The sequence below is a fragment of the Streptomyces sp. CA-142005 genome, assembly GCF_050942335.1.
In the GTDB taxonomy this organism is placed as follows: Bacteria; Actinomycetota; Actinomycetes; order Streptomycetales; family Streptomycetaceae; genus Streptomyces.
The window spans coordinates 604674-628798 of sequence record NZ_CP192078.1 but is presented as its reverse complement, the minus strand read 5'-3'; the positions used below and the strand labels follow the sequence as shown (position 1 = coordinate 628798).

Genomic DNA, 24125 nt, shown 5'->3' with positions numbered 1-24125 from the left:
CCACGTGGCCCCCCGGGTGGACCCCCCGGGGGGACCGATCCCCGGGGTTTTCCCCGGGGCGAGGCGCACCCGCCCTGCCCGACTGTGGAGGAGCCGGTGACACGCGGTCGCCGGCAGCAGTCAAGGAGATACACATGTCTGTCACGCCCCGAGAGCCGGCGATCCGGCCGTTCGGTTTCGAGTTCCCTGAGGCGGAGCTGCAGGAGCTGCGCCGACGTATCGCGGCGGCGCGGTGGCCCGAGCAGGAGACCGTCGCCGACCAGTCGCAGGGCACGCAGCTGGCCACGGTCCAGGAGCTCGCGCGGTACTGGGCGTCGGAGTACGACTGGCGCAAGGTCGAGGCGAAGCTGAAGGCTCTGCCGCATTTCATCACGGAGATCGACGGGCTGGACATCCACTTCATCCACGTCCGCTCCCAGCACGAGGATGCTCTGCCGCTGATCGTCACCCACGGATGGCCGGGCTCGATCATCGAGCAGCTGAAGATCATCGACCCCCTGGTGGACCCCACCGCCCACGGCGGCAGCGCGTCGGACGCCTTCCACGTCGTCATCCCGTCGATGCCCGGCTACGGCTTCTCGGGCAAGCCCACCACGACCGGCTGGGGTCCCGAGCGCATCGCACGGGCCTGGGGCGAGCTGATGAAGCGCCTGGGCTACACCAAGTACGCCGCGCAGGGCGGCGACTGGGGTGCGATCGTCGCCGACTTCATGGGGGCGCAGGAGCCCGAGGGCCTGGTCGGCATCCACACCAACATGGCCGGAGTGGTTCCGTCCGGCATCGACGCCGCGCTGATCGCGGGTAACCCGCTGCCCGCGGGCCTGACGCTCTCCGACGAGGAGAAGGCGGCGGTCGAGCAGCTGGACTTCGTCTACCGGCACGTCTACTTCGCCTACCTGATGGGGTCGCGTCCGCAGTCGCTGACCGCCCTCGCGGACTCCCCCGTGGGCCTGGCCGCCTTCATGCTCGACCACGACGCGGCCAGCCTGGACATGATCGCCCGGACCTTCGCCGGCCAGGCAGAAGGGCTCACCAGGGACGATGTGCTCGACAACCTCACGCTCTTCTGGCTGACCAACACGGCGATCTCCGCGGCTCGTCTCTACGCGGAGAACACGAACTCGTTCTTCGGAGTCAAGGGCGTGAACCTGCCGGTCGCCGTGAGTGTCTTCCCCGATGAGATGTACCAGGCCCCGAAGAGCTGGGCGGAGCAGGCCTATCCCAACCTCGTCCATTACAACCGGGTTGCCAGGGGCGGCCACTTCGCCGCCTGGGAACAGCCGGAGATCCTCGTCGAGGAGATCCGCGCGGGCCTGCGGTCACTGCGCTGACCGGCACGTCCGATCCCCTGACCGGCGCGCCTGATCCTCTGGACGGACCCTGACGCGACAACGGCGGCCGAGTGACTCGACGGCGAGCACTCGGCCGCCCCCGGGCAGAGCCACGTCGGGCACCGGATCCCCTTTGCACACATCCCCATGCAGCCTTGGAGAACCCTCCATGTCCCCCTCGACACCCCCGGCGGTGGTCCCGGACGCCGAACTCGAACGGTTCGAGCGCGAGGCCCTGCCCTTCCTCGGCCGGTTGTACGCAACCGCGACACTCATGACCGGCGACCGCGCAGCCGCGGAGTGCCTGGTCGAGCAGACCTGTCTCCGGGCCCTCCACGCGTTCGGGGCGTTCACCGACAGGTCGCGGCTCAAGGCGTGGCTGTTCCGGATCCTGGCCGACACCGCGCTCAGGCCCTGCGGTGACCGGCAAGGCCCCCACGCCCGGGTTCTCGCGTACGACGAGCCCACCACCGGCCGCCGGGAGAAGCCCCCCGTCGTCCCTGCTCGCCAGACGCCCCAGGCGCAGGCCCTGAACCGCCTGTCCTGTCATGACGTGAAGGCCGCGCTCGGGCAACTTCCGCGGGGGGCCGCCCTGGTTGTGCACCTGGCCGACGTCGAGGAGTTCTCCCACACGGAGATCGCGGAGATCCTGGGTGTCTCCCCGGGCACCGCGGCGGCCCGGTTGCACCACGCACGGCGACGTCTGCTCGGGCTGCTCGCCGACGCCGCACACCGGCGCGGCGTCCTCGACTGAACGGCGGCCACGGGGCTCCGGCCTCGCGCTCCCGCGCATCCGCCATGACACGCACGAAACCCTTTGGAAGTCACGCACATGTTCACCATCACCATCGCCCACCAGGTGCCCGCGCCGAGATCTGCGCCGTCCATCGTCCCGGCCCCACGACCGGAGGCCGCCGAAATCGGCGTGACCCGTCACGGCAGTCACGCACTGGTCGTCGTGTGCGGCGAACTGGACGGGGCCAGCGCACCCCGGCTCCGAGCGGTCCTCCGCGACTGCGCCGACCGGGGCGAGCACATCACCATGGACCTGGAGTGTGTGCGCATCGTCGACGGTGCGGGGCTGCGGCCCCTGGCCGAGGCAGACGCCTGCGCACGCCGCCAGGGCCGACGGTTCACCATCGTCTCGGCCGCCCGGCCCGTACGCCGGGTGATGGGCCTGACACACCTGGACCACCTGGTGGAATCGGCGGTCTCGACATGACCGGGCTGCTGAACCGCCTGGCCCTCCTGGAGGCGGTCCGCACCCGGGTCGGGCACCGCCAGAACGTTGCGGCGGTCTGCCAGGAGCTGGTGGAGGCGGTGGTGCCCTCCTTCGCGGACACCACCGACGTCGAGGTCCTCGACGACGTCGTACGCGGAGAGGAACCTCCCACCCTTCCCGTCCCCCGGGACGTTCCCCTGCGCCGGGCAGCCCTCCGCGGCCGAAGCTGCGCCCAGCCGGTCGGGGACGTGCACCCCCTGTCGGCCGGCACGCCCTTTTCGGATGTCCTGTCCGACCTTCGACCGCGCCTCGTCCCGCTCGAGGAGGACAGCCCGTGGCTGGCCGCCGACCCGGCCAGAGCCCACGCGGTCAGGCGATCCGGTGCCCACTCCCTGATCGTGGCGCCGCTCGTACTGCGCGGTCAGGCTCTGGGCGTCGTCAGCTTCTACCGCAACCCACGCCATGACCCCTTCGAACGGGACGACGTCGCGGTGGCCTCCGCCATCTGCGCGCACGCTGCACTCTGCATCAACAACGCCCGCCAGTACATGCGCGAGTGGATCATCGCCTCCACCGTCCAGCGCAGGCTTCTGCCCCAGCGTCCGGACCAGCAGCCGACCGTGGAGCTCGCCCCGCTGCACCTCCCCGACCCGGAAGGCGGCGGCGCGTGGTACGACGCGATCGCGCTGCCCGGCGCGCGGACCGCGCTGGTCGTCGGCGACGTGGCAGGGCGAGGCATCGCCGCGGCCACCACGATGGGACTGCTGCGTACGGCCCTCCACACACTGGCCGCCCTGGACCTGCAGCCCGACGAACTCATGGCCCGCCTGAACGACACCGCGACCCGTCTCGCCGCCGAGCGAGCCGCACTTCCCGCCCAGGATCCCATGCACGTCGAGCCCTTCACCGCCGGCTGCGCGGTCGCGATCTACGATCCCGTCGACCTCACCTGCACGTCGCCCGCGCCGGCATGCCCGAGCCGGTCGCCGTCTTCCCCGACGGCACCTCAGCCCCCCTCCCGGTTCCCCCAGGTCCCCCGCTCGGCGAGTCAGGCACCGCTCCCTTCCCCGCGACCGTCGTCAGCCTCCCGGCGGGAAGCACCCTGGCCGTGGGCACCGACGCGCTCGCCCACGAAGTGCTGGCGGCTTCCGCCCCCCTGCGCCCGCTCCTGGACGGCGCCGGCGCGAGGCCGCTGCCGAGCGTGCGCGACGGCATCGCGGGCGCGCTCACCGAAGGCCGCCGGACCGGCGAGCAACTGATCCTGCTCGCCCGCACGAAGGCTCTGCCCACCGGCCAGGTATTGACCCGCACCCTGCCGGCAGGCCCGGAGGCCGCGCCGATGGCCCGTCAAGCAGCCCGCCACCGGCTGAAGGACTGGGGAGTGGACGCCGAAACCGCATACGCCACCGAACTCATCGTCAGCGAGCTCGTCGGCAACGCGGTCCGCTACGGCTCTCCGCCCGTGCAACTGCGCCTGATCCACGACCGGACGCTGACCTGCGAAGTCGGCGATGCCACCGCCAGCGCCCCGCGGGTGAAACATGCGCGCACCATCGACGAAACCGGCCGGGGGCTGTTCATCATCGCGAGCCTCGCCGACCAGTGGGGCACCCGCTACCAGCCGCAGGGAAAGACCGTCTGGGCCCGGCAATCGCCCTGCACACCGACCAGACCCCCGCACACCCCTGACCCCGCCGGCATGGACGAGTGACGCCGGACAGGTGTTGGTCGGCTACAGGTCGAGGACCACTTCGGTGGTGGGTTGGCTGCAGCAGACGAGGATGGTGCCGGATTCCGGGGGTTCGAGGGGTGGCGTGGTGTAGGTGACCTCGCCTGCCACGAGGTGGGTGGTGCAGGTGTGGCAGACACCGGTGCGGCACGACCAGCGGGTGGGGATGTCGCAGGCCTCGGCGAGCTCGAGGAGGGAGGCGTGGGCGGGCGACCACGGGGTGGCGATGCCGCTGCGGGCAAAGGTGATGAGGGGGCCGGTGCCAGTGGGACCGGGTGGTTGATGCGGCCGGACGGCGGTCGTCGGCGTGATGCCGGGGTTGATGGCCGGGAGCGCGCTGAATTGTTCCGTGCGGATCCGCTCGGGGCGCAGTCCGTGACCGCGCAGGAGGCCGCCGAGGTCGTCCATGAAGGCGGGCGGTCCACAGATATAGGCGTCGGCGTCGACGGGGATGCCCAAGGCCTTGAGCGATGGGGCGGTCGGACGGCCCTGGCTGATGTGGGGCTCGCCGGGCCGGGGGGCTTCGGCGGTGTAGTAGATGTGCTCGTGGGCGTCGGGGAGTTGTGCCAGGAGCGCCTGGCTCTCGTCCTTGAAAGCGTGGTGGGCGCGGTCGTGCGCGGTGTGGATCCACCAGACGGGGCGTGGGTCTCGTGCGGCGGCGAGTCGGTGGAGCATGGCGAGCACGGGAGTGACACCGATGCCGGCCGAGACGAGGACGATCGGGCGGGTGGTGTCTTGCAGCACGAACGTTCCGCGGGGGCTGGCGATGTCCACGAGGTCCCCGGCATGGAGCGCGGCATGGAGGTAGCCGCTCACCTTCCCGTGAGGCTCGTGCTTGACGCTGATGCGGTAGGTGCGTGCTGTCGGGGCGGAGGACAGGGAGTAGCTGCGCACCGCGGGGGCGGCGTCGCCGACGGGCAGGCGGAGGGACAGGTACTGGCCGGGACGGGCCTCGGGCAGCAGCGCGTCGTCGGTGCTCTCGAGGTAGATCGACGAGATGGTGGGGGTCTCGGGGACGATGCGGGCGACGCGCATCGATCTGAACCCGGGCCATCCGGGCTCTTCTCTGGGCTGTTGGGTGGTGGCGCGTTCGCCGGGCCATCCCGGTTCCTGTCTGGGCTGCTGGGCGGCGGCGAGTTCACGGAAGGACTGCTGCCATCCGGGGCTGAGGGCGGGGATGTTCAGTGCTTTGCGCAGCTTGGCGGGGTCGCGGTCGGGGAGGTAGAGCAGTGCGTCGGTGTCGGCGACGCTGAGCCCTTCCGGGCCCTTGCGGATGAGGGTGATCTCGTCCCCGGCCTGGACACGGCCCTCGGTGATCACGCGCAGGTAGAAGCCGGGGCGGTGGTGGGCGACCAGCAGGGAGGCCATGGCGGGTTCACCCAGCCGCATGCCGACCCGGTAGCAGGTGACGCGGGGCTGGGTGACCTCGAATTCGGCTTCGCCGATGCGGTACCGGTCGCCGATGCACACTTCGTCGTCGGGCAGGCCGTCGACGGTGAAGTTCTCCCCGAACATCCCGAAGCTCAGGTCGTCGCGGCCGAGCTGCTTCTGCCAGTACTGGTAGGACTGCAGCTGGTAGACGAGGACAGCACGGATTTCGCCGCCGTGCCCGGCCAGATCTCCCTGACCGTCTCCATCGACGTTCAGCCGCCGGACCATACGAGGGCCCTCGACGGGGGCCTTCCAGGCACCGGTGTGGACGGTCCTGCCCTGCCACGAGACGTCCTGGGGTATCCCTACGTTGACGGACAGCAGCGTCGCCATTGCGGACCTCCTGCGGGGTGGCCGACCGGGCATTCCCTCATGGGGCCGTGATCGGTGCGCTGGGGCCGTAGCGCCGGTGCCGCCCGCGATTCCGTGATCACGACTCCATCGTCATCCCCCTTGTGAGCGATGTCGACCGCACTGTGGCCTGCTACAGCGAGCGTCCGCGCTTCAGCCTGACCCGGCTGCGCCGTCGCGGGCGCGCTGGTAGTGCCGCCTTGCCTTCATCCTGTTGCCACAGACGGCCATCGAACACCAGCGGGCCTTGTTGGTCTTGCTGCGGTCGATGAGGAACAGCCGGCACTCCGGGTTGGCGCAGGGCCGCAGCCGTCCGGGCAGCGTCTCCTGCAGTGCGCTCCAGGCCAGGACGGCCTCCACCGCCGTGCGGCGCTCCGCCGAGGCGTCCAGCTCCCACGACACCCCTGCGGAGGAGAGATGCGGGTGCGAGGTGACGTCCTTCAAGATCGGGGCCAGCGACGTGGCAGGCCGACTGCCGCGCACCACCTCCTGTAGGGCATCACGCGCCTGCAGGAGGTGTCGGTACTCCTCTGGGCTGCCGATGCCCCCGTGGGCCTGCTGCCAGGACCTGGCCGCGTCCGGATCCGCCAGTAGGTCCTGGACCACGCCGTTGACCACCGGCGTGGTGTTGAGGAGCTCCAGCAGCGCGTCCTGCTGTTCCCGACCGGTCACCATCGCCGCCTCCTCACCAGATCGATTCGCTTGACGGGACACAAACAGCGTAGATCTCGATCTAACCATCTAAACATATTTTTCCGGTTAGCTCAATCCCTGCGTGAGGAGCTGCACCAGCCAAGCGGATGGCGCAGCGATGTAACCGTCAAAATCTACTTGACAGGTTAGATCGAGCATGCTCGACTGTGTATGGTAACCAGTAAAGCTCGTTAGAGGGGTTAGGAATATGGCTCCCGCAGTCCACCACCGCACCGCCACCGTCAACGGTCTCGAGGTCTTCTACCGGGAGGCCGGCGACCCCCAGGCACCCGCAGTCGTGCTGCTCCACGGCTTCCCGACCAGCTCGCACATGTTCCGCCACCTGATCCCGGCGCTGGCCGACCGCTACCACGTGATCGCCCCCGACCACATCGGGTTCGGCCAGTCCGCGATGCCGACCGTGCAGGACTTCCCCTACTCCTTCGACGCCCTCACCGAGGTCACCTCCGGCCTGCTCCAGCACCTGGGCATCGACCGGTTCGCGATGTACGTGCAGGACTACGGCGCCCCCATCGGCTGGCGCCTCGCCCTCCAGGCCCCGGACCGCATCACCGCGATCATCACCCAGAACGGCAACGCCTACGAAGAGGGCTTCGTCAAGCCCTTCTGGGACGACGCCCTCGCCTACGCCAAGGCCCCGGGACCGGACACCGAGGCCCCCATGCGCGGCGCCCTGACCCTGGAGGTCACCCGCTGGCAGTACGTGAACGGAGTCGCCGACCCCAGCCTGGTCAGCCCGGACAACTGGGTCCACGACCAGGCGCTGCTGGACCGCCCCGGCAACGACGAGATCCAGCTCACGCTGTTCCGCGACTACCCCACCAACGTGGACCTCTACCCGCAGGTCCATCAGTACTTCCGCGACTCCCAGGTCCCGCTGCTGGCGGTCTGGGGAGCGAACGACGAGATCTTCGGCCCCGCGGGCGCGGAGGCGTTCCGCCAGGACCTGCCCGAAGCCGAGATCCACCTGCTCGAGTCCGGCCACTTCGCCCTGGAGAGCCACCTCGAGACCATCACCGAGCACATCCGCGACTTCCTCGGCCGCGTCCTCGCCTGACGCGCAGGGCGTCGGGGCGGCTGCGGCGGCCGCGGACCAGTCACCCTCCCGCCGCAGCCGGCGAAGGACCGGCCATGCGACACCTCGCCCAACAGACCTTCGCCGCCGACCCGCAGACCATGCATGCCGCCCGCGACTTCGCGATGCAGGCCCTCGACGGCTGGGGCGGGTGCCGGCGCGGCGACGACATCCGGCTCTGCGTCTCGCAACTGGCCGGCAACGCGTCCAGCACGGGAGTCCGGATGGCCGCACGTACCTGGTCCGCCTCATCCGGCACCCCTGCTGCCTGCACGTCGAAGTCCACGACAGCGCGAGCCACTCCCGCGTCCGCATCCCGCCCGCTTCGCCGAGCGCGGAAGCCGGGCGAGGCATGCGCATCGTCCAGGAGCTGTGCGACGACTGGGGAGTGCAGGCCCTCACCGGCCAAGGCAGGGCCGTCTGGGTCTGCTTCCGCCGGCCCGAGGCCCACACCTCACGCTGCTCCTGCACACCCTGACCGCCAACAACCACCCCACCCGGGGTGCGGCCACCGTCCACCCCCCACCCCAATGGAGACCGCCATGGGACTGTCCTGGCAGCAAGGCCCCCTCTCCGCCGGCACGATCGGACACTTCCTCACCCCCGAACCCCTCCCGGAACGCCTCTTGTTCACCGAACCGCTGCGCCGCCGCATGCGAGTGAAGTTCAACGACACGTGGATCGCCGACAGCGAGAACGTGATCCTGCTCCACGAACCGGGCCGCTACCCCGTCGCCTACTTCCCCCGCGAAGACGTCGACACCCAGGCCCTGCTCCCGAGTGGCAAGGTCACCCACCACAAGGACCTCGGAGACACCGCCTGGTACGCGGTGCACGCCGGCGACCGCACCACCGAACGCGCCGCCTGGCAGTTCACCGCGCCGCCCGGTCACGCCGCCGAACTCCAAGACCGCATCGCCTTCGCCTGGCGGGCGATGGACGCCGTCTACGAGGAGGACGAACGCATCCTGGGACACGCCGCGGACCCGTACCACCGCATCGACATCCGCAACACCTCCCGCACCCTGGAAGTCCGCCACGGCGACACGGTGATCGCCCGCTCCCAACACCCCGTCGTCCTCTACGAGTCCGGATTCGCCCCCCGCTGGTACGTCCCGCGCGCCGACATCGACGAGACCCGACTGCGCCCCGCCGAAGGCCAGACCTTCTGCCCCTACAAGGGCCTGTGCGACTACTACGACATCGGCGACGCACGCCGCGCCGCCTGGACGTACCGCAACGCCTACCGGGAGGTCGACCGCATCAGCGACCTGGTGTCGTTCGAAGCGGACAAGGTCGAGGTCTGTCTCGACGGCGAGCGCCTGCATCTCCAGCCCGGGCAGACCGTCGTCCCCCACGGCATCGACCGCGGCCTGGACGCGGACGAAGTCAAGGCCCACTGAGTCCGACCACGCCGGCTACCGCCGGGACCTGGCCCAACTCGTTGACGGGGCAACCGGAACGGCGTCGGCCTCTGACGGACGGAGTGGATGAATCCGCCCCGTAAGGCGTTGGCGCTGTGTGAAGATCACGCCATGACCCAGATGCCCAAGGGCGGCAATCTGCCCGTACCCGCAGAAGCCCTCCAGGTGGTCGTCACCTGGGGGCACGGCCCCGGTGTGCCGGACGTAGACGTCTCCGCGCTACTGCTGGACGGGGCGGGCCGCGTCCGCTCCGACGCAGACTTCGTGTTCTACAACCAGCCTGCGCACTCCTCCGGCACAGTGCGCCACCTGGGCAAGAAACAAGAGACGGGCGGAGGGGCCGCCGCCGACCGGCTGTGGCTCGACCTGGCGGCCCTGGAGGCGGACGTCGACCGGGTCGTGGTCGCTGCCTCCGCCGACGGAGGCACCTTCGGCCGGATACCCGAGCTGGGCGTCCGGGTGGAGTTGCCGAGCGGACAGCCGGTCGCCTCCTTCGCGATCGGCGACGCGACGACGGAGACGGCGTTCGTCTTCGGCGAGTTCTACCGCAGGAACGGCGGCTGGAAGTTCCGCGCGGTGGGTCAGGGCTACGACTCGGGACTCGCCGGACTCGCCACGGACTTCGGGATCACGGTTGAGGACGAGCCGGCACAGCCGATGGGGCAGACCCCGGCAACGTACGCATCACACACGTCCACGACCGATGCCGTGCCGGTACCCCTACCCGTCGCCGACGCGGTGCCTGCCGACGAGACCGATCCGGCTGCGCAGCTGGCGGCCGAACTGGCCATGGTGTTCCCTCCGTTCGTCCAGCAGGGCCGGGGCAAGCAACGCGTCACCTGCCCGCCGAGCCTCCCACCGGGCGGCCGCGTGCTCGTCGAGATCGAGTGCCGCGACAGCATTTCGGTACATGTGGACACCTGCGACGCCTACGGGCGCAGCGACCAGGACCTGCTGTCCTCCTACGAGGACGAGGTCCACGGTCGTACCGTCGCCCCGGTCCCCGAGGACCGCCCGCTGTCTCTGCTCGTCCGTGCGGACACACCCTGGACCCTGCGGGTGCTGCCGCTCGGTCACGCCCGGCGGCTGACGCACGCCCTCGACGGCCGGGGGCCCGACCTGCTGGTGTATGAGGGGCCGGCGGGTGTGCTGTCCTTCGCTCACGGTGGCACGAGCAACTTCGCCGTCTGGCACCACGTCCGGTCGACCGATCCCGACTGGCCGCAGGACGACGAGGAGCTGCTCGTCAACGAGGTCGGACACGTCGACGTGCTCGCTCCCGTCCAGGTCCCGGGGCTGCTGCGCATCGAGGCCGATGGCCCGTGGCGGGCCGGAGTCGGTGGGTGAGAAGGCTCGGGCCTCTGAGCTTCTGGCCATGACGACGTCGCAGCGGTCGCCGCGTTCTTCGTCGACCGTCCGCTGAGCCCGGTGCCGAGCCCCCGTGCAGGGCGACGTCATCGGTGGGTCGGGGCAGCGGTGCTACGTTCGGCGTCATGACACTGCCCGATCGACTGTTGTTCGAAGACTGGCGCCCAGGACGCGCGCATGAAGGGCGCCTGGTGGCTCGGGCGGACGTGCCGGCGCTGTACGAGCTTGCCGACGAGACTGGCTCGGTGACGTTCACCTGGAACGATGGCGGTGATCCAGTGCTGATCGTCGGGGTGGGGCCTGACTGGTCGGTCGCCTCGCTGATGATTGACGGCTACTGGTACGGCTACGTCATCGACGAGGTCGAGGGCCACGTGCCGATCGACCTGTGCGGGCAGACGTCGGAGTGGCCGAAGGCGGAGTTGCTGCCGCGGTCAGCGGCGTTGCCGGTGTTGATGATGGTCCCGGACCTGGAAGGGATCAGGCGGGGTTTCCGATGGCTGTCGCAGTGGCGTCATTTCGCGGAGGACGCCGCCCCTGATATCTCACTGCGCTGATCCGCCGCACAGTCCGGCCCCTGCTACGGCGCCGTCCACATGCCAGGGCCGGCATGGGACCTGTGCGCAGGCCCGGTGGACCGCCGCGATCACGTGTCAGGTCGGTAGCCCCTTCGTCTGCCCGGGCAGCAGCTCCAGCCCGAAACATCGCTGCAGGGCGGCCATGTCCTGCCGGACCTCGTCGTCGAGAGGGTAGCCCGTGTGGCACAGGACCTGTCCCTCCGCGGTCAGGCACCGCACCGCCTCTCCCCGGATGATTCCGCTCCCGTCGAACCATGCGGGCATAGACCCACACCTCGCCGTTCTCCATGGTGTAGTTGCCGTTGCCTTCCCGATCGAAGACGACAGGATGGACATCCACGGTCCGCCCGTCGCGGTCACGAAGGACGAAGCAGGAGGACAGGCGGCGCTCGGCCACCGCGAAACCCAGCTCTTGCAGGACCGCGACGAGGCCGTTGGCTTCACGGCTGGGGCGGGGGTGCAGCTTGAGGGATCTGGTCGCGACGGAGTTGCTCGTGTCCTTCGACCCGCGGTTGGGAAGGCCGACGGTCAGCCTGGATGGCGAGGAGAACGTCCGTCGGCCTAGCGCACCACGCGGTAGCGGAGGTAGACGATCCTCGACCTGAAGGTGCGGGTCTCGACGAGTTCGAGATCCACCCGGCGCCCACGCTGGGGGAAGAACGGAATGCCACCGCCAACCAGCACCGGGTAGACCCTGGCCCGGTACTCGTCGATCAGACCCAACGCGGCCGCCTCGGCGGCGAGAGTCGCGCCGCCGATCGCGATGTTGCCCTCACCCGGCTCGGCCCGCAACCGCTCGATCTCCTCCGCCAGACCGCCGGAGGCCAGGCGGGCATTGCCCTGCACCGCCGAGAGCGTGGTGGAGAACACCACCTTGGGGAGCCGCTTCCAGATCGCGGCAAACTCGAGCGTCGAGAAGTCGAGCGATGGAGTCTGGTCGACGGTCTCCCAGCACAGCATCGTCTCGTACAGCCGTCGTCCCAACAGGTGGACGCCGACCTCTCGCACCTCGTCGGTGGCGAAGCGGAAGACCTCCTCATCGGGCGCCGTCCAGTTGAAGCCGCCGTCCGGCCCGACGATGTAGCCGTCAAGTGAGACACCCATCGAATAGGTCACGCTACGCATCAGAAGTCCTCCTCGGTAACGGGTTCGACAGTACGACCGCCGGACGCCGCAGGACTCACCGCGGCACGCGGAATCCCCTGTGCGATGGACGGAGGCACCTGACAGGCTTCAGCTCGGCGACTGAAGTCTCGTCAGGTCGATCGCTCTCGTGTCACCGCGGTTCGCCGCCGGACCGCTCCGCGCGGAGCAGGGAGAAGATCACCTGATCGTGCCACTGGCCGCCGCGCCACTGAGCGGAGCGCAGCACGCCCTCCCTGACGAAGCCCGCCTTCTCCAACGCACGCTGCTCGGCGAGGTTGGCGCAGTCCGTCCAGGCCTGGAGCCGTTCGGCCCTGGTGTGGTCGAAGAGGTACTCGGCCAGCAGTCGCTGGGCCTGAGTGCCTATGCCGCGGCCGTGCGCGGCGGGCACCAGGCCGATCGCCAGGGTCCAGCAGGTGGAGGTGGAGGGCCGCCCCCAGGTACTCGCGAACCACTCGACCCGGCCCACCGTCCGGCCCGCCTCCGCGACGGAAAGCACGCCGCCGTCAGGACTGAGCAGGCCGTTCTCCGCGAACTGCCGGCGCAGGCCGGCCGGTGAACCGAAGCCGAACCACTGGTAGGGTCCCGTCCCCTCCGGTCCGTTGAACTCGCGCTCGAACAGGTCGAGATCGTCGGCGGTCACCGGGCGCAGAGTGATCTCATCGGACATGGAACGACTCCTGATCCTCTCGACCACAGGGTTTCAACCCCCGTGTGGCCGGCGTGGGCAACGGCGTCTGACTCTCGCACACATCAAGCCGCGCGCAGGCAGGATGCCCGGCAGAGCGCCCGGGAAGATCCGCCGGACAAGCCCGGCACGTTGACCTCACCGGGTTTCTCCGAGGATGCCCCGGCCTTCAGGCCGGGGGAGGAATCGGACTCCTGCGGGGCAGGGCAGGGATAGCCGAATCGCCGTCAGGGCGATCCGGTGTCCACCCCGCACGGCGGTGATGTCGCCCACGATGATCGAGAACTCTCAACTGTCAGTCCTCTCGGGTAGGTTCGGATGCATGACGACAGAGGCATCCACGAAGGACACCGGGCATGCCCGGTACACCTTCCGTGTGCGCCTGTCGAAGACGGCCCGGCGCGCACTCGAAGCGGAGTGGGATCGCTGCCGCTGGATCTGGAACGAATGCGTGGCCAAGTCCCAGCAGGTGCACGCGCAGAGCCGGGCGACCGGCGAGAAGCTGACGTGTGGTCCGGCTCAGCTGGACAAGATGCTGACCGAGGCCCGCAGGGTGACGCCATGGCTGGCTGAGGGCGCTTCGGTGCCTCAGCAGCAGGTGATACGCGACTTCGCCAAGTCCCGTGCCAAAGCGCTGAAGGACATCAAGGACCGGTTGCCGCAGCAGCGCCGGGCCCAGATGCCCGGCTTCAAGAAGAAGCGTGAGGCGCGGCCCAGCCTCAACTACACCAAGCGCGGTTTCCGCCTCAAGGACGGCCGCCTGCACCTTGCGGGCCAGATCGTGCTGAGGGTGGTGTGGTCGCGGGGCCTGCCGGCCGACCCGTCGAGCGTGCGCGTGTACCAGGACAGCCTCGGCCACTGGTATGCGTCCTTCGTCGTCCCGGCTCAGGTTGAGCCGCTCTGTGAGACCGGCCGCGTCCTGGGCGTGGACTGGGGTGTGAAGGAGACCGCCACCACCACCGACGACGCCTACGACCTCCCGCATGCCCAGCACGGCAGGCGGGCCGCGCAGCGGCTGGCGAGGTACCAGCGGATGATGGCCCGGCGCCGGCGTCCTAAGGGACAGCCCGCATCCTCCGGCTACCGGCAGGCCCGGGCACAGGCGGCCAAGCTGCACAAGAAGATCGCGAGGCAGCGGGAGGACACCGCCCGCAAGTGGGCCAAGTCCGTGATGCGCGGCCACGACGGGGTCGCGGTGGAGGACTTCAGGCCGAAGTTCCTGGCGAAGACCACCATGGCCCGCAAGGCGGCCGATGCCGCCATCGCCGCGACGAAGCGTGCCCTGTGCGAGATGGGCCGCAAGCACGGGCGGGACGTCCGTCTCGTGCACCCGGCGCACACCACCATGGACTGCGCGCAGTGCGGAGCGAGAACCAAGCACGCACTGCCTCTGTCGATGAGAACGTATGCCTGCACCGCGTGTGGAGCCGTGTCCCCCAGGGACAAGAACTCCGCCCGCGTGATGCTGGTCCGGGCAGGTTGGAACCCGGACGGTGCCGAGGGCGTGAGACCACCGGAGCCGCCGGCTCCGGTGGCGGCCTGAGCCGTAAATCCCCGCTCAGCCCTGGAGGGTGACGCATCCCCTCCCTTCAGGGAGGGGAGCCTTCAACAGTGCGCACTAGAGTGAAACGGTGACCTCTCCGCAGGAAGACCCCTTGCCGCGGCTCAGCGAAGATGACCGCGAGACGGCAGTGCAGCGCCTGCAGAAGGCCTACGCCGAGGAGCGCATCTCGCACGAGGAGATGGATGAACGTCTCGGCCAGGTGCTCACCGCCAAGACGCACAAGGAGCTCGCATCCGCTCTGGCCGCGCTCCCGGTGGAGGATCCTGACACCACGTCGACAATCGCCGCCGCCGGCGGGCGGATCCAGCGGCGCGGCGCATGGCGGGTACCTCGGATCCTCAAGGTCGAGTCCGCATACGGACGGGTGCGCCTGGATCTGTCCCGGGCGGTCATCGAGCATCCGGTCGTCGACATCGAGTTGCAACTCGGCACGGGTGGGGCCAAGATCACGGTGCCCCGCGATGCGGTCGTTGATGTCGATGGTCTGCGCACTGGGTGGAAGGACCTGCGGTACGAGACACCGCGGGGTTCCCGCCCCGGCGGGCGGAAAATCAGGATCTCCGGAACGATGGGTTTCGGGCGGTTGAAGATCCGCCATGCGCGGCGTTGAGGCTTCGTCGCGGACCACCCGCCCAGCCTGCCGGCGGCGCCAATGCGGTGCTTGTCGACATGGGGCAGACGACGCATGGCTGAGTAGCACTATGCGACCTCGTAGGATCGGCGGACATTGCCGAGGTTCCCGGCTCGCAGGTCTTCGTCGCGGATCCAGAAGGAGACGTTGACGATCTCGCCCCAGGCAGTGCCGGCTTCCGCTTCCAACTGGAGCAGCGGCCGATGCCCCTTCGGCTGAGGGGTGCCGCCGGTGTCGCACCAGCCGAGCAGACGGTGACGCGGAGTTGGCAGGAGGCCGGACAGCGCTTCGGCAAGGTTGATCAAGGCAATGGCATCGCCATCAACTGCCTGATCTGCCTCCGCGTCTACCAGGGTTGGCACCGACGGCAGCGTGAAGGCCTCCAGTGGCAGGGCCGGCATGACTGGGCCGTTGCTTTCATGCCGCAGTCCGCCGGATCCGGCCGCGACATGCACGACGCGGCAGCCGTCATCGCCGAGATCGAAGCTGAACTCCGCCGCGAAGTCATCGTCGTGGAAGAAGAGCAGGTATCCATCCGCAGGGAGCGTCCAGGCGTCGCCGAGCAGATGTGCCGCCTGGCCGCAGTCCAACTGAGCCAGCAGCACCATCGGCTGCCCGTCATAGTGGGGCCATTGGAACGATTCGGTGGTTCGGGGCAAGCTCCCGATCACGCTGCCCGAGTCAGGGAGGTCTGTTCGGACGGCGAACCCCACTGACGGCCTGATCAGGGGAAGGAAGCGTTCAGCTGCTCCCACTCCCAACTGGGCACGGACGATCTCTTCCATCGTGACACGCTCGCCGCGGTCACGGCCTTCATGCTCCACGACCGCAGAGTCTCTCACCACGCTCTGACACGGCTCCTTCCGGCGGTTGAAGGGCCGCGGATGATCACCAGTCGGCAGGTCGCGTCCCCTGAATCTCCGGCCCGAGCATGCGGCCAGGGAGCCGCCGTTGTTGGATGGCTCGGTGGCGATACGGAAGCGGAAGAAGAATCAGCGGCCGCCCTTCGGCATGCCGAAGCGCATCGTCCTGCTGGCAACGCCCGAGGGCTGGCGACACAGTGTCCTCACCGCAGACGGCGGAATGGTCTGTGGGCGCATCCCTGGCGTTGCGATCGATGCCGGTCCCGCCGAGGCGCGGACCGCCGCGGCGGCGATGGTGGTGGGATTCGCGCACGACTTCCACGGAACCAACGTCGAGGTGACTTGGGATCCGACTCAGGACCCGCAATCTTGGACGGGCCAGGTCAGCCTCATCACGCACAGCAAGACAGCCCCGGACGCCTGAGGGGACGCGACGAGTTCAGGGGTGCTCGCGATTGCCGGGCAGCCGCGGCGGGGCGGGGGACCCGGCGCGCAGGCCGGCGCGCTCTTCTCCTGGGGCGTAACGCCTGTGCCGGGTGATCAGGGCAAGCGCAGCAAGGGACCACCTCGGCGGTGTCCGCGCCACCGACGACGAGCTGTCCGGTTCGGCGTCGAGGAGCTCGACCAGGCCGTGTCGACACCCGTATCGGTCCAGCTTCGTGAAGGCGCCTGCCGGGCGTGTCCCGTGCGGCCTGGGCCGTGTCGCCCACGGGCGCTCCGCCGCGCGGCCTGCCCGGTGGCGGTCGTAGCTGAGCCCGCCTGAGCCCCGTACGGGCGGCAGCCGTCGCGTATGCGCATGTCCGTGGTGCGACAAAGGGGGGACATGAGGTTAAGGCGACATGGGGTGTCCGGATTGGCCTATAGCGTCGTGCGGGAGACCGCAGAAGGGACACCGAGCCATGCGTATCGCAGTCACGACGCCCACCGGCAACGTCGGACGCCACGTCGTCGCCATGCTTCTCCGGGCCGGAGTCTGTCCACGGGTTCTGGTGCGCGACCCCGGTCGGCTCGCGCCCGGCATTCGCCGTGAGGTGGACGCGGTCGTGGTGGACCAGCGCGACGCCGAGGCGGTCGTCGCCGCCACCGCGGGTGTCGACGCCCTGTTCTGGGTGGATCCCCCGTCGGCGGGCGAAGATCCGCTCGTGGACTACGAGTTGGCCACGGCGAGCGTGGTGAGCGCCGTCGAGGCGAACGGCATCGAGCGGACGGTCTTCCAGAGCAGTGTCGGCGCCGAGAAGCGCCACGGCGCCGGAGAGATCGACGGCCTCGCGGGCACCGAGCTTGCTCTCGACGCCCTCGGTGCCACGGTCACGCACCTGCGCTGCGGGTACTTCTTCACCAACCTGGAGCTCCAGCTCGATGCCGTACGCGCCGGTGTCATCCCGGTGATTCTTCCCTTGGATGAGCCTCTTGCCTGGGTCGCGCCCCGTGACATCGCGGAGGTCGCCGTGACACGGCTGCTGTCGACCGACTGGTCCGGACGCTGTGTCCAGGCCGTCCACGGCCCGGCCGACCTCACCTGGCCGCAGGCCGCCGAGATCGTGTCCGCGGCCACCGGCCGTCCGCTGCGCGTGGAGCGGATCAGCGACGACGCGATGCGGAACCTGTTGCGCTCAGCCGGGATGACCGACGGTCTGGTCGAAGCGGTCGTCGGGATGTCGACCGGTCTGCGGGAGGGGTTCGTCCCGGAACAGCCGCGAACCGTGTACACCACCACCCCCACCACTCTGGCGGCCTGGTCCTATGACGTACTCCGCCCCCAGCTGAGCCGCACCGTGCAGTGATCGACCACGCCACGCAGCACATCCTCGGCACGGCCCTCGGATGGTGCGGCGCTTCGGCCGGCGGCCGAGGACGCGTCCGTCCTGACGCCTCCTCCGTGAGGTGCGGGGCGGAGATGTGCGGCGGGGGCTTTGGCGGGCCCGCTCGGCCAGGCCAGCACGCGTGCGCGATGACGGGTGGTCACGTGCACCCGGCCCACATCGGCCCGGGTTCTGCTCAGCGACGTGGAACGGCACGATGCCGGATTCTTCATCGCCTGCCTCTGCGCCCCGTTGCTGGGCCCGGACCTCGCAGAACGGCTGCCCCGTTACCGCCCCACAGCCCTGCTGGCGCGAGAGACGAACGGTGACCTCGCCAGCAAGCTTCCACGCTGGCGCGCCCAAGCAGCCCAAGCAGCCCAAGCAGCCCAAGCAGCCCAAGCAGCCCAAGCCACCACGGACGCCGATCGCCGGACGCTCAGCCGTCTCGTCGGCCGTCGCATCGTCCGCACAGGATTCACCCTGGTCATGCCCCGATGGGGCGGCTGGACCAGCGACCTCGACCAGTCCGCCGAGCTGTTCGGCCGCTACTACCCGGAGCGCGTCGAGCGGATGCGTGTCGCCGCGTCCACCGGCCGGGCGCCCTTACCCGACCCGGTGGTTCTGGACATGCTCATCAACGACCTCGGACCGTGGCTCGCAGCGGAATACACAGCCGTGCACGGCGAGAAGGCCCCGCGTCCCTGACGGGCGGCCGAGGCCCATCGGCAACCGGGGCCCGACGGCGTACTGCTGCCACACTCGTTCGCCTGGCCCGGACACGTCCTGCAGCAGCCTGCATCTCGTCGGCTCCGAGGATGCTCAGTCGAGACAGAACTCGTTGCCCTCGATGTCCTGCATCACGATGCACGAATCGTTGCCGTCGTACAGTAGTTGGACGCGTACCGCGCCGAGCGCGACCAGTCGTGCGCACTCGGCTTCGAGCGTGGCGAGGCGCTCTTCACCCACCAGCCCGGTGCCGACCCGCACGTCAAGGTGCACGCGATTCTTGACGACCTTGCCTTCGGGGACGCGCTGAAAGAACAGTCGCGGGCCCACACCTGAGGGATCACTGCAGGCGAACCATGAACCCTTGTCCTCGGGAGGCCGGGAGCGGTCGAAATCGTCCCACGTGGCGAACCCCTGCGGTGGCGGCGATACGACGTACCCCAACACCTCGCACCAAAAACGAGCGACGCGCTCGGGTTCCGCGCAGTCAAAGGTGACTTGGAATTGCTTGATCGATGACACGGGCGCACCATAACAGCGGGACTCTGTTGCTCATCTCCCTGTACGGTGCCGGTGCCTCCAAGAAGACCGCCGCGACTGGTCATGGCTCTCGGGGCGCTGCCGAAGCCTGGCCGGCAGCTCGGCGAACAAATAATCGGTTGCCTGTTGGCGATGCTGGTGGATGCAATGTCCGGCGTGATCACCCAGGCGCGTCCGCCACTGTGTGATCCGGGCACACTGCACCTGCATCGTCAGGCGGGAGACGTCGGCGCATGAATACGAGGCCATCGCCACCTGGAGCTGAGTGGACTGACAGATCATCGGTCCGGATCGGCGCTCTCGTTCCGCTGACCCGGCCCGGCTGGGTCGAGGCGGGCCGGCACTTGCTCGCTGGCCTCGAGCTGGCCGTTCGCGAAGTCAATGACGCCGGCGGGATCGCCGGAAGGCCACTTGAACTGCTGGTCCGGGACACCGCGGCTGATCCACAGAGGGCCGCGGCGGCCGTGGAAGAACTGGCTCGCCTGGGCGTGGCCGCCTTGGCGGGGGAGTATCACAGCGTCGTCGCTCGCGCCGCTGCTGCCAGGGCCGATGCTCTCGGCCTGCCGTTCCTCTGCTCGTCGGCGGTTCTCGACGCGCTCACCGAGCAGCCGACGGACTGGGTCGCGCGCCTGTCCCCACCGCAGTCCCGCGGCTGGCAGATCTACGCAGACTTCCTCCTCGGCGCGGGTCACCGTCGAATCGCCGTGGCAGCCCAGCCGAGTGTCTACTGGGCATCCGGGGTCCGCATTCTGCGGGACTACCTCGCGCCACGCGGTGGCACCGTGATCGAACTCGACATGCGCGCACTCGCTCCCTCGGCCGTGTGCGACGAACTCGTCGACAATCGCGCGACAACGCTCCTTCTTCTGGTCGGCCACCCGGAGCCGGCGGTGTCGATCGTCAAGTCCGTCCGTCGCGACCAGCGTCTCGCCGAGATCCTGATCGGTGCTCCGGCCGGGCAACCGGAGTTCGCCGAATGGGCGGCGCTGCTGGGAGGCGACGGCGCGGCGATCCCGTTCTTGCGCTACCTGCCCGAGCGCCTCACCCCACTCGGCGCACGAATCGAGACGGCCCTCCGCGAGCGGCTGGCCGATGCGCCCTCCTTCGTCGCCTTCGAGGGCTACGACACGGTCGCCGTGCTCGCCGAGGTGCTGCGTTCTCACGGCGCGGACCGGGCGCGCGCCGCCGAATCCTGGCCGCGCGCTGCGGTCGAGGGCACCCGGGGGCACATCCGGTTCTCCCGCACGCCGGGCATCAGCGTCTGGCAATGGGCCCGGACGCCAGTCCAAGTCGTTGATCGAGATCCGGCGGAACCCGATCGCTTCCGGATCCTTCACACCGGCTGAGAGAGCACGGGAGGTCCGGCCGCCCAGATCTTCCGGAAGTTGCGGCCGTCAGTGCCCCGGCACTTGGTGCGGGAACGTGGTGCCCGCCATGTCGAGAGTCACCTCCGGCTCAGTGCCCGGGCGGGCGCTCGTCCGTCCGGGGCCGGCCCAGGGTTTCCACCGCGGCCTCGGCGAAGTCGTGGATGAGCGGGGAGCGGCGGGACGCCACCCACGCCAGGGCCACCTCGTTCGGGCCGAAGTCCTCCACGGGCAAGGGAATGACGTCCGGACGCGTGTAGAAGTTGGCGGTGGACAGCGGCAGCACGCAGATGCCGGCGCCGGAGGCCACCAGTTCCAGTTTCTCCTCCACCTGATGGATCGGCGGAACTTCGGGGCGTCGCTTGTCGCGCAACTCCAGTGCCACGTCACGCCACTCGGGAACGGCGTCCGGGTCCTGGAGCAGGTGCTCGGAGGCCAGGTCGCCGACGGTCACCGACTGCCTCTTCGCCAGGTGGTGTCCCACCGGCAGCACGACGACCCGCGGCTCCTGGAAGAGCGGCCGCACCTGAAGGCCGTGCTGGTCGATGGGCAGCCGTACGACGCCCACGTCCGCCCGGCCGTCCAGCAGCACCGCCACCTGATCGTCCCAACTTGTGCGAAGGAGGCGCACGTTGACAGTGGGATGACGCGCGGTGAAGACCGCCATGGCAGGGGTGACCGTGATGCCGGGCATGAAGCCGATGGTCAGGGTGGGGGTCCCCTGCGCCGCCGCCCTGACCCGTCGGAGCAGCGCCTCGGCCGAGGCGAGCAGCGGAACGGCGTCCTCCAGCAACTGCTGTCCGGCCGGAGTGAGCAGCGTGCCGCGCCGGTCCCGATCGAAGACCTCGGCGCCCAGCTCGTCCTCCAGGCTCCGGATCTGCCGGGACAGCACCGGCTGGGCGATGTGCAGCCGCTCGGCCGCGCGTCCGAAGTGAAGCTCCTCGGCCACTGCCACGAAATACCGGAGCTTCCGCAGATCCAGATCCACCCGGACTCACCGCTCACTTTCCCGACGCGACGACCCGTCTGGTCACTCGGCCGTCCTCGAAACGACTGCCGCGATCACCCCGCGGGACGACCGAGGCATGTGGTCGTGAATCTACCGCCCGGGTGCGGTGGGCCCTCGCAGGCGGAGCCCACCCGTTCCCGGTCTGGTTCACTCGCCGGCGGCGAGCACGGCCAGCGGGTCGGTCCGCACGGGGGTCCACCCCAGGTCCGCCTCGGCGCGCGCGGGCGTGAGCTGCTGGTCGAGGGCGAAGGCGTCCGCGATCGGGCCCATCTCCTCGCGGGCCTGTTCCAGGGTGATGGAGGCGACCTTGCCGTCGAGGCTGACGGACCGGGCTACGGCCAGCGCGCACTCCTTGGCGGTGGGGTTCACGCCGCCCACGCCGACGTACACCGATCCGGGCTTCGCCCTGAGCGCGGCGACGTACAGCTCCGCGAGGTCGTCGATGTGCACCAGGGCCCAGCGGTTCGTGCCGTCGCCGATGTATGGGATGGCGCCTGCTTCCTTGCCGGGGGTGGTGTAGAAGATGTCGATCAGGCGGTTATCGCCGCCGTACAGCAGGCCGGGCTGCACCACGACGGGGCGGCCACCGTGCTGTGCGCGCTGCAGGACGGCGTCCTCTACGGGCTTGCGCCAGGCGACCAGGGCCGGCGGGTTCCAGGGGGCGGTCTCGTCCACGACCCCGTCGGTGTCGCCGTAGACCCAGGTGCCGCCGGTGTGCACGTAGGTACCCGTGCCGATGCCGTCCTGCATGGCGGTGGCGGCCGCGAGGTCCTCGTCACCGGTCTCGGCCTGCGCCAGGTGCACGACCGCCTCGGCACGGACCGCCGCGGCGTTGAGCACGCCGAGGTCTCCCAGTCCCCCGCGCACCGGCGTAGCGCCGAGGGCGCTGACCGTCTCGGCAGCGCGGTCGTTGCGGGCCAAGGCCTCGACGGTGTGCCCGTGGCGCACCAGGGCGCTGATCGTGGCCTTGCCGATGTATCCGGATCCGCCGGTGAGGAAGATCTTCATGGTTGTGGCTCCTATCTCCGTGGGCCGGTGACTTCGCTGACCAGCCTGCGCCGGGAGACGGACCCGCGTCCAAGACCTCTTCCGCCGTCTGTGATACCCGCCGGGTATCACGGGGGTTCCATGCCCATGGGGTATCAGCGACCACGGAAAAGGTCTTGGACAGCCGCCCGCGCGGCCCGGACGTTGGACGAGCCCTTTCCGTCCGACGAGGAGGAGATCCTCCATGTCCCAGACCGACACAGTGCGGCCCGTCCCCGCAGCGGCTTCCTCGCACCCCGGCATATCGCGGGGCATGACGCTGCTGTTGGCGACGGCCACCGGCGCGATCGCCGCCAACCTGTACTACGCCCAGCCACTCCTCGAAGCGATCGCGCGCTCCGGGGGCACATCGGCGGGTGCCGCCGGTGGCATCGTCACCGTCACCCAGCTCGGCTTTGCCTTGGGTCTGCTGTTCGTCCTTCCGCTGGCGGACATCGTCGAGCGCCGGTCCCTGTTGACCGTCCTGCTGCTGCTCGACGCCGCCGCCCTCGCCGCGGTGGGCCTCGCTCCGGGACCGGCCATCGCCCTGGTCGCCTTCGCCACGCTGGGCCTCGCGAACGTCGCGGCTCAAGTGCTCGTGCCCGCCGCGGCACACCTCGCCGACGACGCCCAGCGGGGGCGCACCGTGGCGAGCGTCATCAGCGGTCTGCTCGCCGGCATGCTGCTCGCTCGGACCGTCGCCGGTATCGTGACCGAACTCGTCGGCTGGCGCCCGCTGTTCCTAGGCGCCGCCGGACTGATGATCGTCGTCAACCTGGTTCTGCGTCGCGCTCTGCGGGGCATGGACGTCCGCTCTGGCCGAGGTATCGGCTACGGCGAGGTACTGCGCTCCACGGTTCGCATCTACCAGGCCGACGCCTTGGTACGCGTCCGCTCCGCCTACGGCGCCCTGGGCTTCGCCGCGTTCAGCATCTTCTGGTCGACCGCCGCCCTTCAACTCGGTCGGAGTCCGTTCGGCTACTCGCCCGCCGTCATCGGCCTGTTCGGACTCCTGGGCGCCGCCGGCGCGATGGCGGCCAATCTCACCGGTCGCGTCAGGCGGCACACCCATCCCATGCCCACCGGTGTCGCCGTCGCTCTCATCGCCATCGCCTTCGCCGTGCTGCTGGTAGCCGGGCGCACCCTGGGCGGCATCATCGCGGGTGTGCTGGTCCTGGACATCGGCGTGCAGGGATTGCACGTGCTGAATCAGCGCGTCATCTACGACGTCGAAGAGTCGGCCCGCAACCGGGTCAACAGCATCTACATGGCGTTCTACTTCGTGGGTGGGGCACTCGGTTCGGCCGCGGCGTCCTTCATGTGGTCGCAGGCCGGCTGGTCCGGCATCTGCCTGACCGGACTCGGCGTCACGGCCCTCGCATCCCTGCTGTGGGCCCGCACCTCTTTCCGAGGTTCAGCAGTATGAAGGCGACCACAGGTGTCCGTGCGGATGCCCCCTGGATGCGCCCGCGACTTGGCCGCCCCTCTGGCGGACGCGCGTAGAACTCTGGCATCATCGCCTGGCACCACCTGCACAGCCGCCCCA

Annotated in this window: 24 protein-coding genes and 2 pseudogenes; 17 read left to right on the top strand and 9 right to left on the bottom strand. The window is 69.6% G+C overall.

Annotation, left to right across the window (positions count from 1 at the left end; all coding sequences use genetic code 11):
* Nucleotides 1–134: 134 nt before the first annotated feature.
* The 5 genes and pseudogenes from ACQPXS_RS03325 to ACQPXS_RS03305 all read left to right on the top strand — a co-directional run bounded on the left by ACQPXS_RS03325 (nt 135) and on the right by ACQPXS_RS03305 (nt 4264).
* Complete coding sequence (locus tag ACQPXS_RS03325) at nt 135–1331, top strand: epoxide hydrolase family protein (protein WP_390683834.1); 1197 nt, start codon at nt 135–137, stop codon at nt 1329–1331.
* A 169-nt stretch (nt 1332–1500) separates the two neighbouring features.
* Complete coding sequence (locus ACQPXS_RS03320) at nt 1501–2085, top strand: RNA polymerase sigma factor (protein ID WP_433446724.1); 585 nt, start codon at nt 1501–1503, stop codon at nt 2083–2085.
* Nucleotides 2086–2163: 78 nt separating this feature from the next.
* Nucleotides 2164–2553 carry an STAS domain-containing protein gene (locus tag ACQPXS_RS03315; RefSeq protein WP_433446722.1) on the top strand — a complete coding sequence of 130 codons (390 nt, stop codon included), beginning with the start codon at nt 2164–2166 and terminating at the stop codon, nt 2551–2553.
* Nucleotides 2550–3622, top strand: a pseudogene (locus tag ACQPXS_RS03310) (PP2C family protein-serine/threonine phosphatase); the annotation flags it as partial. The gene ACQPXS_RS03315 and the pseudogene ACQPXS_RS03310, both read left to right, overlap by 4 nt.
* Nucleotides 3623–3754: 132 nt before the next feature.
* Complete coding sequence (locus ACQPXS_RS03305; protein ID WP_433455680.1) at nt 3755–4264, top strand: ATP-binding protein; 510 nt, start codon at nt 3755–3757, stop codon at nt 4262–4264.
* 21 nt (nt 4265–4285) lie between these two features.
* Here ACQPXS_RS03305 and ACQPXS_RS03300 read toward each other — a convergent pair whose 3' ends face one another.
* Complete coding sequence (locus tag ACQPXS_RS03300; RefSeq protein ID WP_433446720.1) at nt 4286–6046, bottom strand: MOSC domain-containing protein; 1761 nt, start codon at nt 6044–6046, stop codon at nt 4286–4288.
* A gap of 171 nt (nt 6047–6217) precedes the next feature.
* The gene (locus tag ACQPXS_RS03295) at nt 6218–6739 is read right to left on the bottom strand and encodes a CGNR zinc finger domain-containing protein (RefSeq protein ID WP_433446718.1); all 522 of its coding nucleotides are present in this window, start codon (nt 6737–6739) and stop codon (nt 6218–6220) included.
* Nucleotides 6740–6965: 226 nt separating this feature from the next.
* Here ACQPXS_RS03295 and ACQPXS_RS03290 point away from each other — a divergent pair, with 226 nt between their 5' ends.
* From ACQPXS_RS03290 to ACQPXS_RS03270, 5 genes are all read left to right on the top strand, one after another.
* On the top strand, nt 6966–7835 hold the full coding sequence (locus tag ACQPXS_RS03290; RefSeq protein WP_433446716.1) for an alpha/beta fold hydrolase: 870 nt from the start codon (nt 6966–6968) through the stop codon (nt 7833–7835).
* Nucleotides 7836–8205: 370 nt separating this feature from the next.
* Entirely contained in the window at nt 8206–8331 is a 126-nt protein-coding gene (locus ACQPXS_RS03285; protein ID WP_433446714.1) for a hypothetical protein, read from the top strand.
* Nucleotides 8332–8395: 64 nt separating this feature from the next.
* The gene (locus ACQPXS_RS03280; RefSeq protein WP_433446712.1) at nt 8396–9256 is read left to right on the top strand and encodes a DUF427 domain-containing protein; all 861 of its coding nucleotides are present in this window, start codon (nt 8396–8398) and stop codon (nt 9254–9256) included.
* Between the two features lie 132 nt (nt 9257–9388).
* The gene (locus ACQPXS_RS03275; protein WP_433446710.1) at nt 9389–10624 is read left to right on the top strand and encodes a TerD family protein; all 1236 of its coding nucleotides are present in this window, start codon (nt 9389–9391) and stop codon (nt 10622–10624) included.
* 146 nt (nt 10625–10770) lie between these two features.
* Nucleotides 10771–11202, top strand: a complete 432-nt coding sequence (locus ACQPXS_RS03270; protein ID WP_433446708.1) for a hypothetical protein — start codon at nt 10771–10773, stop codon at nt 11200–11202.
* Between the two features lie 96 nt (nt 11203–11298).
* Here ACQPXS_RS03270 and ACQPXS_RS03265 read toward each other — a convergent pair whose 3' ends face one another.
* The 3 genes from ACQPXS_RS03265 to ACQPXS_RS03255 all read right to left on the bottom strand — a co-directional run bounded on the left by ACQPXS_RS03265 (nt 11299) and on the right by ACQPXS_RS03255 (nt 13036).
* Complete coding sequence (locus tag ACQPXS_RS03265; protein ID WP_433446706.1) at nt 11299–11487, bottom strand: nucleotidyltransferase domain-containing protein; 189 nt, start codon at nt 11485–11487, stop codon at nt 11299–11301.
* 297 nt (nt 11488–11784) lie between these two features.
* Nucleotides 11785–12348: a dihydrofolate reductase family protein gene (locus tag ACQPXS_RS03260; RefSeq protein WP_433446704.1), complete on the bottom strand. Its 564-nt coding sequence runs from the start codon at nt 12346–12348 to the stop codon at nt 11785–11787.
* 151 nt (nt 12349–12499) lie between these two features.
* Nucleotides 12500–13036 carry a GNAT family N-acetyltransferase gene (locus ACQPXS_RS03255; protein WP_433446702.1) on the bottom strand — a complete coding sequence of 179 codons (537 nt, stop codon included), beginning with the start codon at nt 13034–13036 and terminating at the stop codon, nt 12500–12502.
* Nucleotides 13037–13376: 340 nt separating this feature from the next.
* Here ACQPXS_RS03255 and ACQPXS_RS03250 point away from each other — a divergent pair, with 340 nt between their 5' ends.
* Nucleotides 13377–14597, top strand: coding sequence for an RNA-guided endonuclease InsQ/TnpB family protein (locus ACQPXS_RS03250; protein ID WP_433446700.1), 1221 nt, complete (start codon nt 13377–13379; stop codon nt 14595–14597).
* 88 nt (nt 14598–14685) lie between these two features.
* A complete protein-coding gene (locus ACQPXS_RS03245) occupies nt 14686–15228 on the top strand; it encodes a DUF1707 SHOCT-like domain-containing protein (protein ID WP_433446698.1) in 543 nt (180 codons plus the stop codon).
* A gap of 89 nt (nt 15229–15317) precedes the next feature.
* On the opposite strand, the gene ACQPXS_RS03240 is transcribed toward ACQPXS_RS03245, so the two are convergent.
* Nucleotides 15318–16073, bottom strand: a complete 756-nt coding sequence (locus ACQPXS_RS03240; RefSeq protein ID WP_433446696.1) for a DUF1963 domain-containing protein — start codon at nt 16071–16073, stop codon at nt 15318–15320.
* A gap of 142 nt (nt 16074–16215) precedes the next feature.
* Between ACQPXS_RS03240 and ACQPXS_RS03235 the strand changes: the two genes are divergently transcribed.
* The 3 genes and pseudogenes from ACQPXS_RS03235 to ACQPXS_RS03225 form a co-directional block, all read left to right on the top strand.
* Nucleotides 16216–16536 (top strand): hypothetical protein, encoded by a 321-nt coding sequence (locus ACQPXS_RS03235; RefSeq protein ID WP_433446694.1) that lies wholly within the window; start codon nt 16216–16218, stop codon nt 16534–16536.
* 475 nt (nt 16537–17011) lie between these two features.
* Nucleotides 17012–17896 carry an NAD(P)H-binding protein gene (locus ACQPXS_RS03230; protein WP_433446692.1) on the top strand — a complete coding sequence of 295 codons (885 nt, stop codon included), beginning with the start codon at nt 17012–17014 and terminating at the stop codon, nt 17894–17896.
* Between the two features lie 204 nt (nt 17897–18100).
* A pseudogene (locus ACQPXS_RS03225) lies at nt 18101–18619 on the top strand (nucleotidyltransferase); the annotation flags it as partial.
* Between the two features lie 114 nt (nt 18620–18733).
* Here ACQPXS_RS03225 and ACQPXS_RS03220 read toward each other — a convergent pair.
* Nucleotides 18734–19162 carry a VOC family protein gene (locus ACQPXS_RS03220; RefSeq protein ID WP_356310699.1) on the bottom strand — a complete coding sequence of 143 codons (429 nt, stop codon included), beginning with the start codon at nt 19160–19162 and terminating at the stop codon, nt 18734–18736.
* A gap of 251 nt (nt 19163–19413) precedes the next feature.
* On the opposite strand from ACQPXS_RS03220, the gene ACQPXS_RS03215 reads away from it, so the two are divergent.
* Nucleotides 19414–20526, top strand: a complete 1113-nt coding sequence (locus tag ACQPXS_RS03215) for an ABC transporter substrate-binding protein (protein WP_433446690.1) — start codon at nt 19414–19416, stop codon at nt 20524–20526.
* 109 nt (nt 20527–20635) lie between these two features.
* Here the strand turns inward: ACQPXS_RS03215 and ACQPXS_RS03210 are convergent, their stop codons facing one another.
* Nucleotides 20636–21532, bottom strand: coding sequence for a LysR family transcriptional regulator (locus ACQPXS_RS03210; protein WP_433446688.1), 897 nt, complete (start codon nt 21530–21532; stop codon nt 20636–20638).
* A gap of 168 nt (nt 21533–21700) precedes the next feature.
* Nucleotides 21701–22561, bottom strand: a complete 861-nt coding sequence (locus ACQPXS_RS03205) for an NAD-dependent epimerase/dehydratase family protein (RefSeq protein WP_433446686.1) — start codon at nt 22559–22561, stop codon at nt 21701–21703.
* A 223-nt stretch (nt 22562–22784) separates the two neighbouring features.
* Here ACQPXS_RS03205 and ACQPXS_RS03200 point away from each other — a divergent pair, with 223 nt between their 5' ends.
* The gene (locus ACQPXS_RS03200) at nt 22785–24005 is read left to right on the top strand and encodes an MFS transporter (protein WP_433446684.1); all 1221 of its coding nucleotides are present in this window, start codon (nt 22785–22787) and stop codon (nt 24003–24005) included.
* Nucleotides 24006–24125 lie beyond the last annotated feature (120 nt).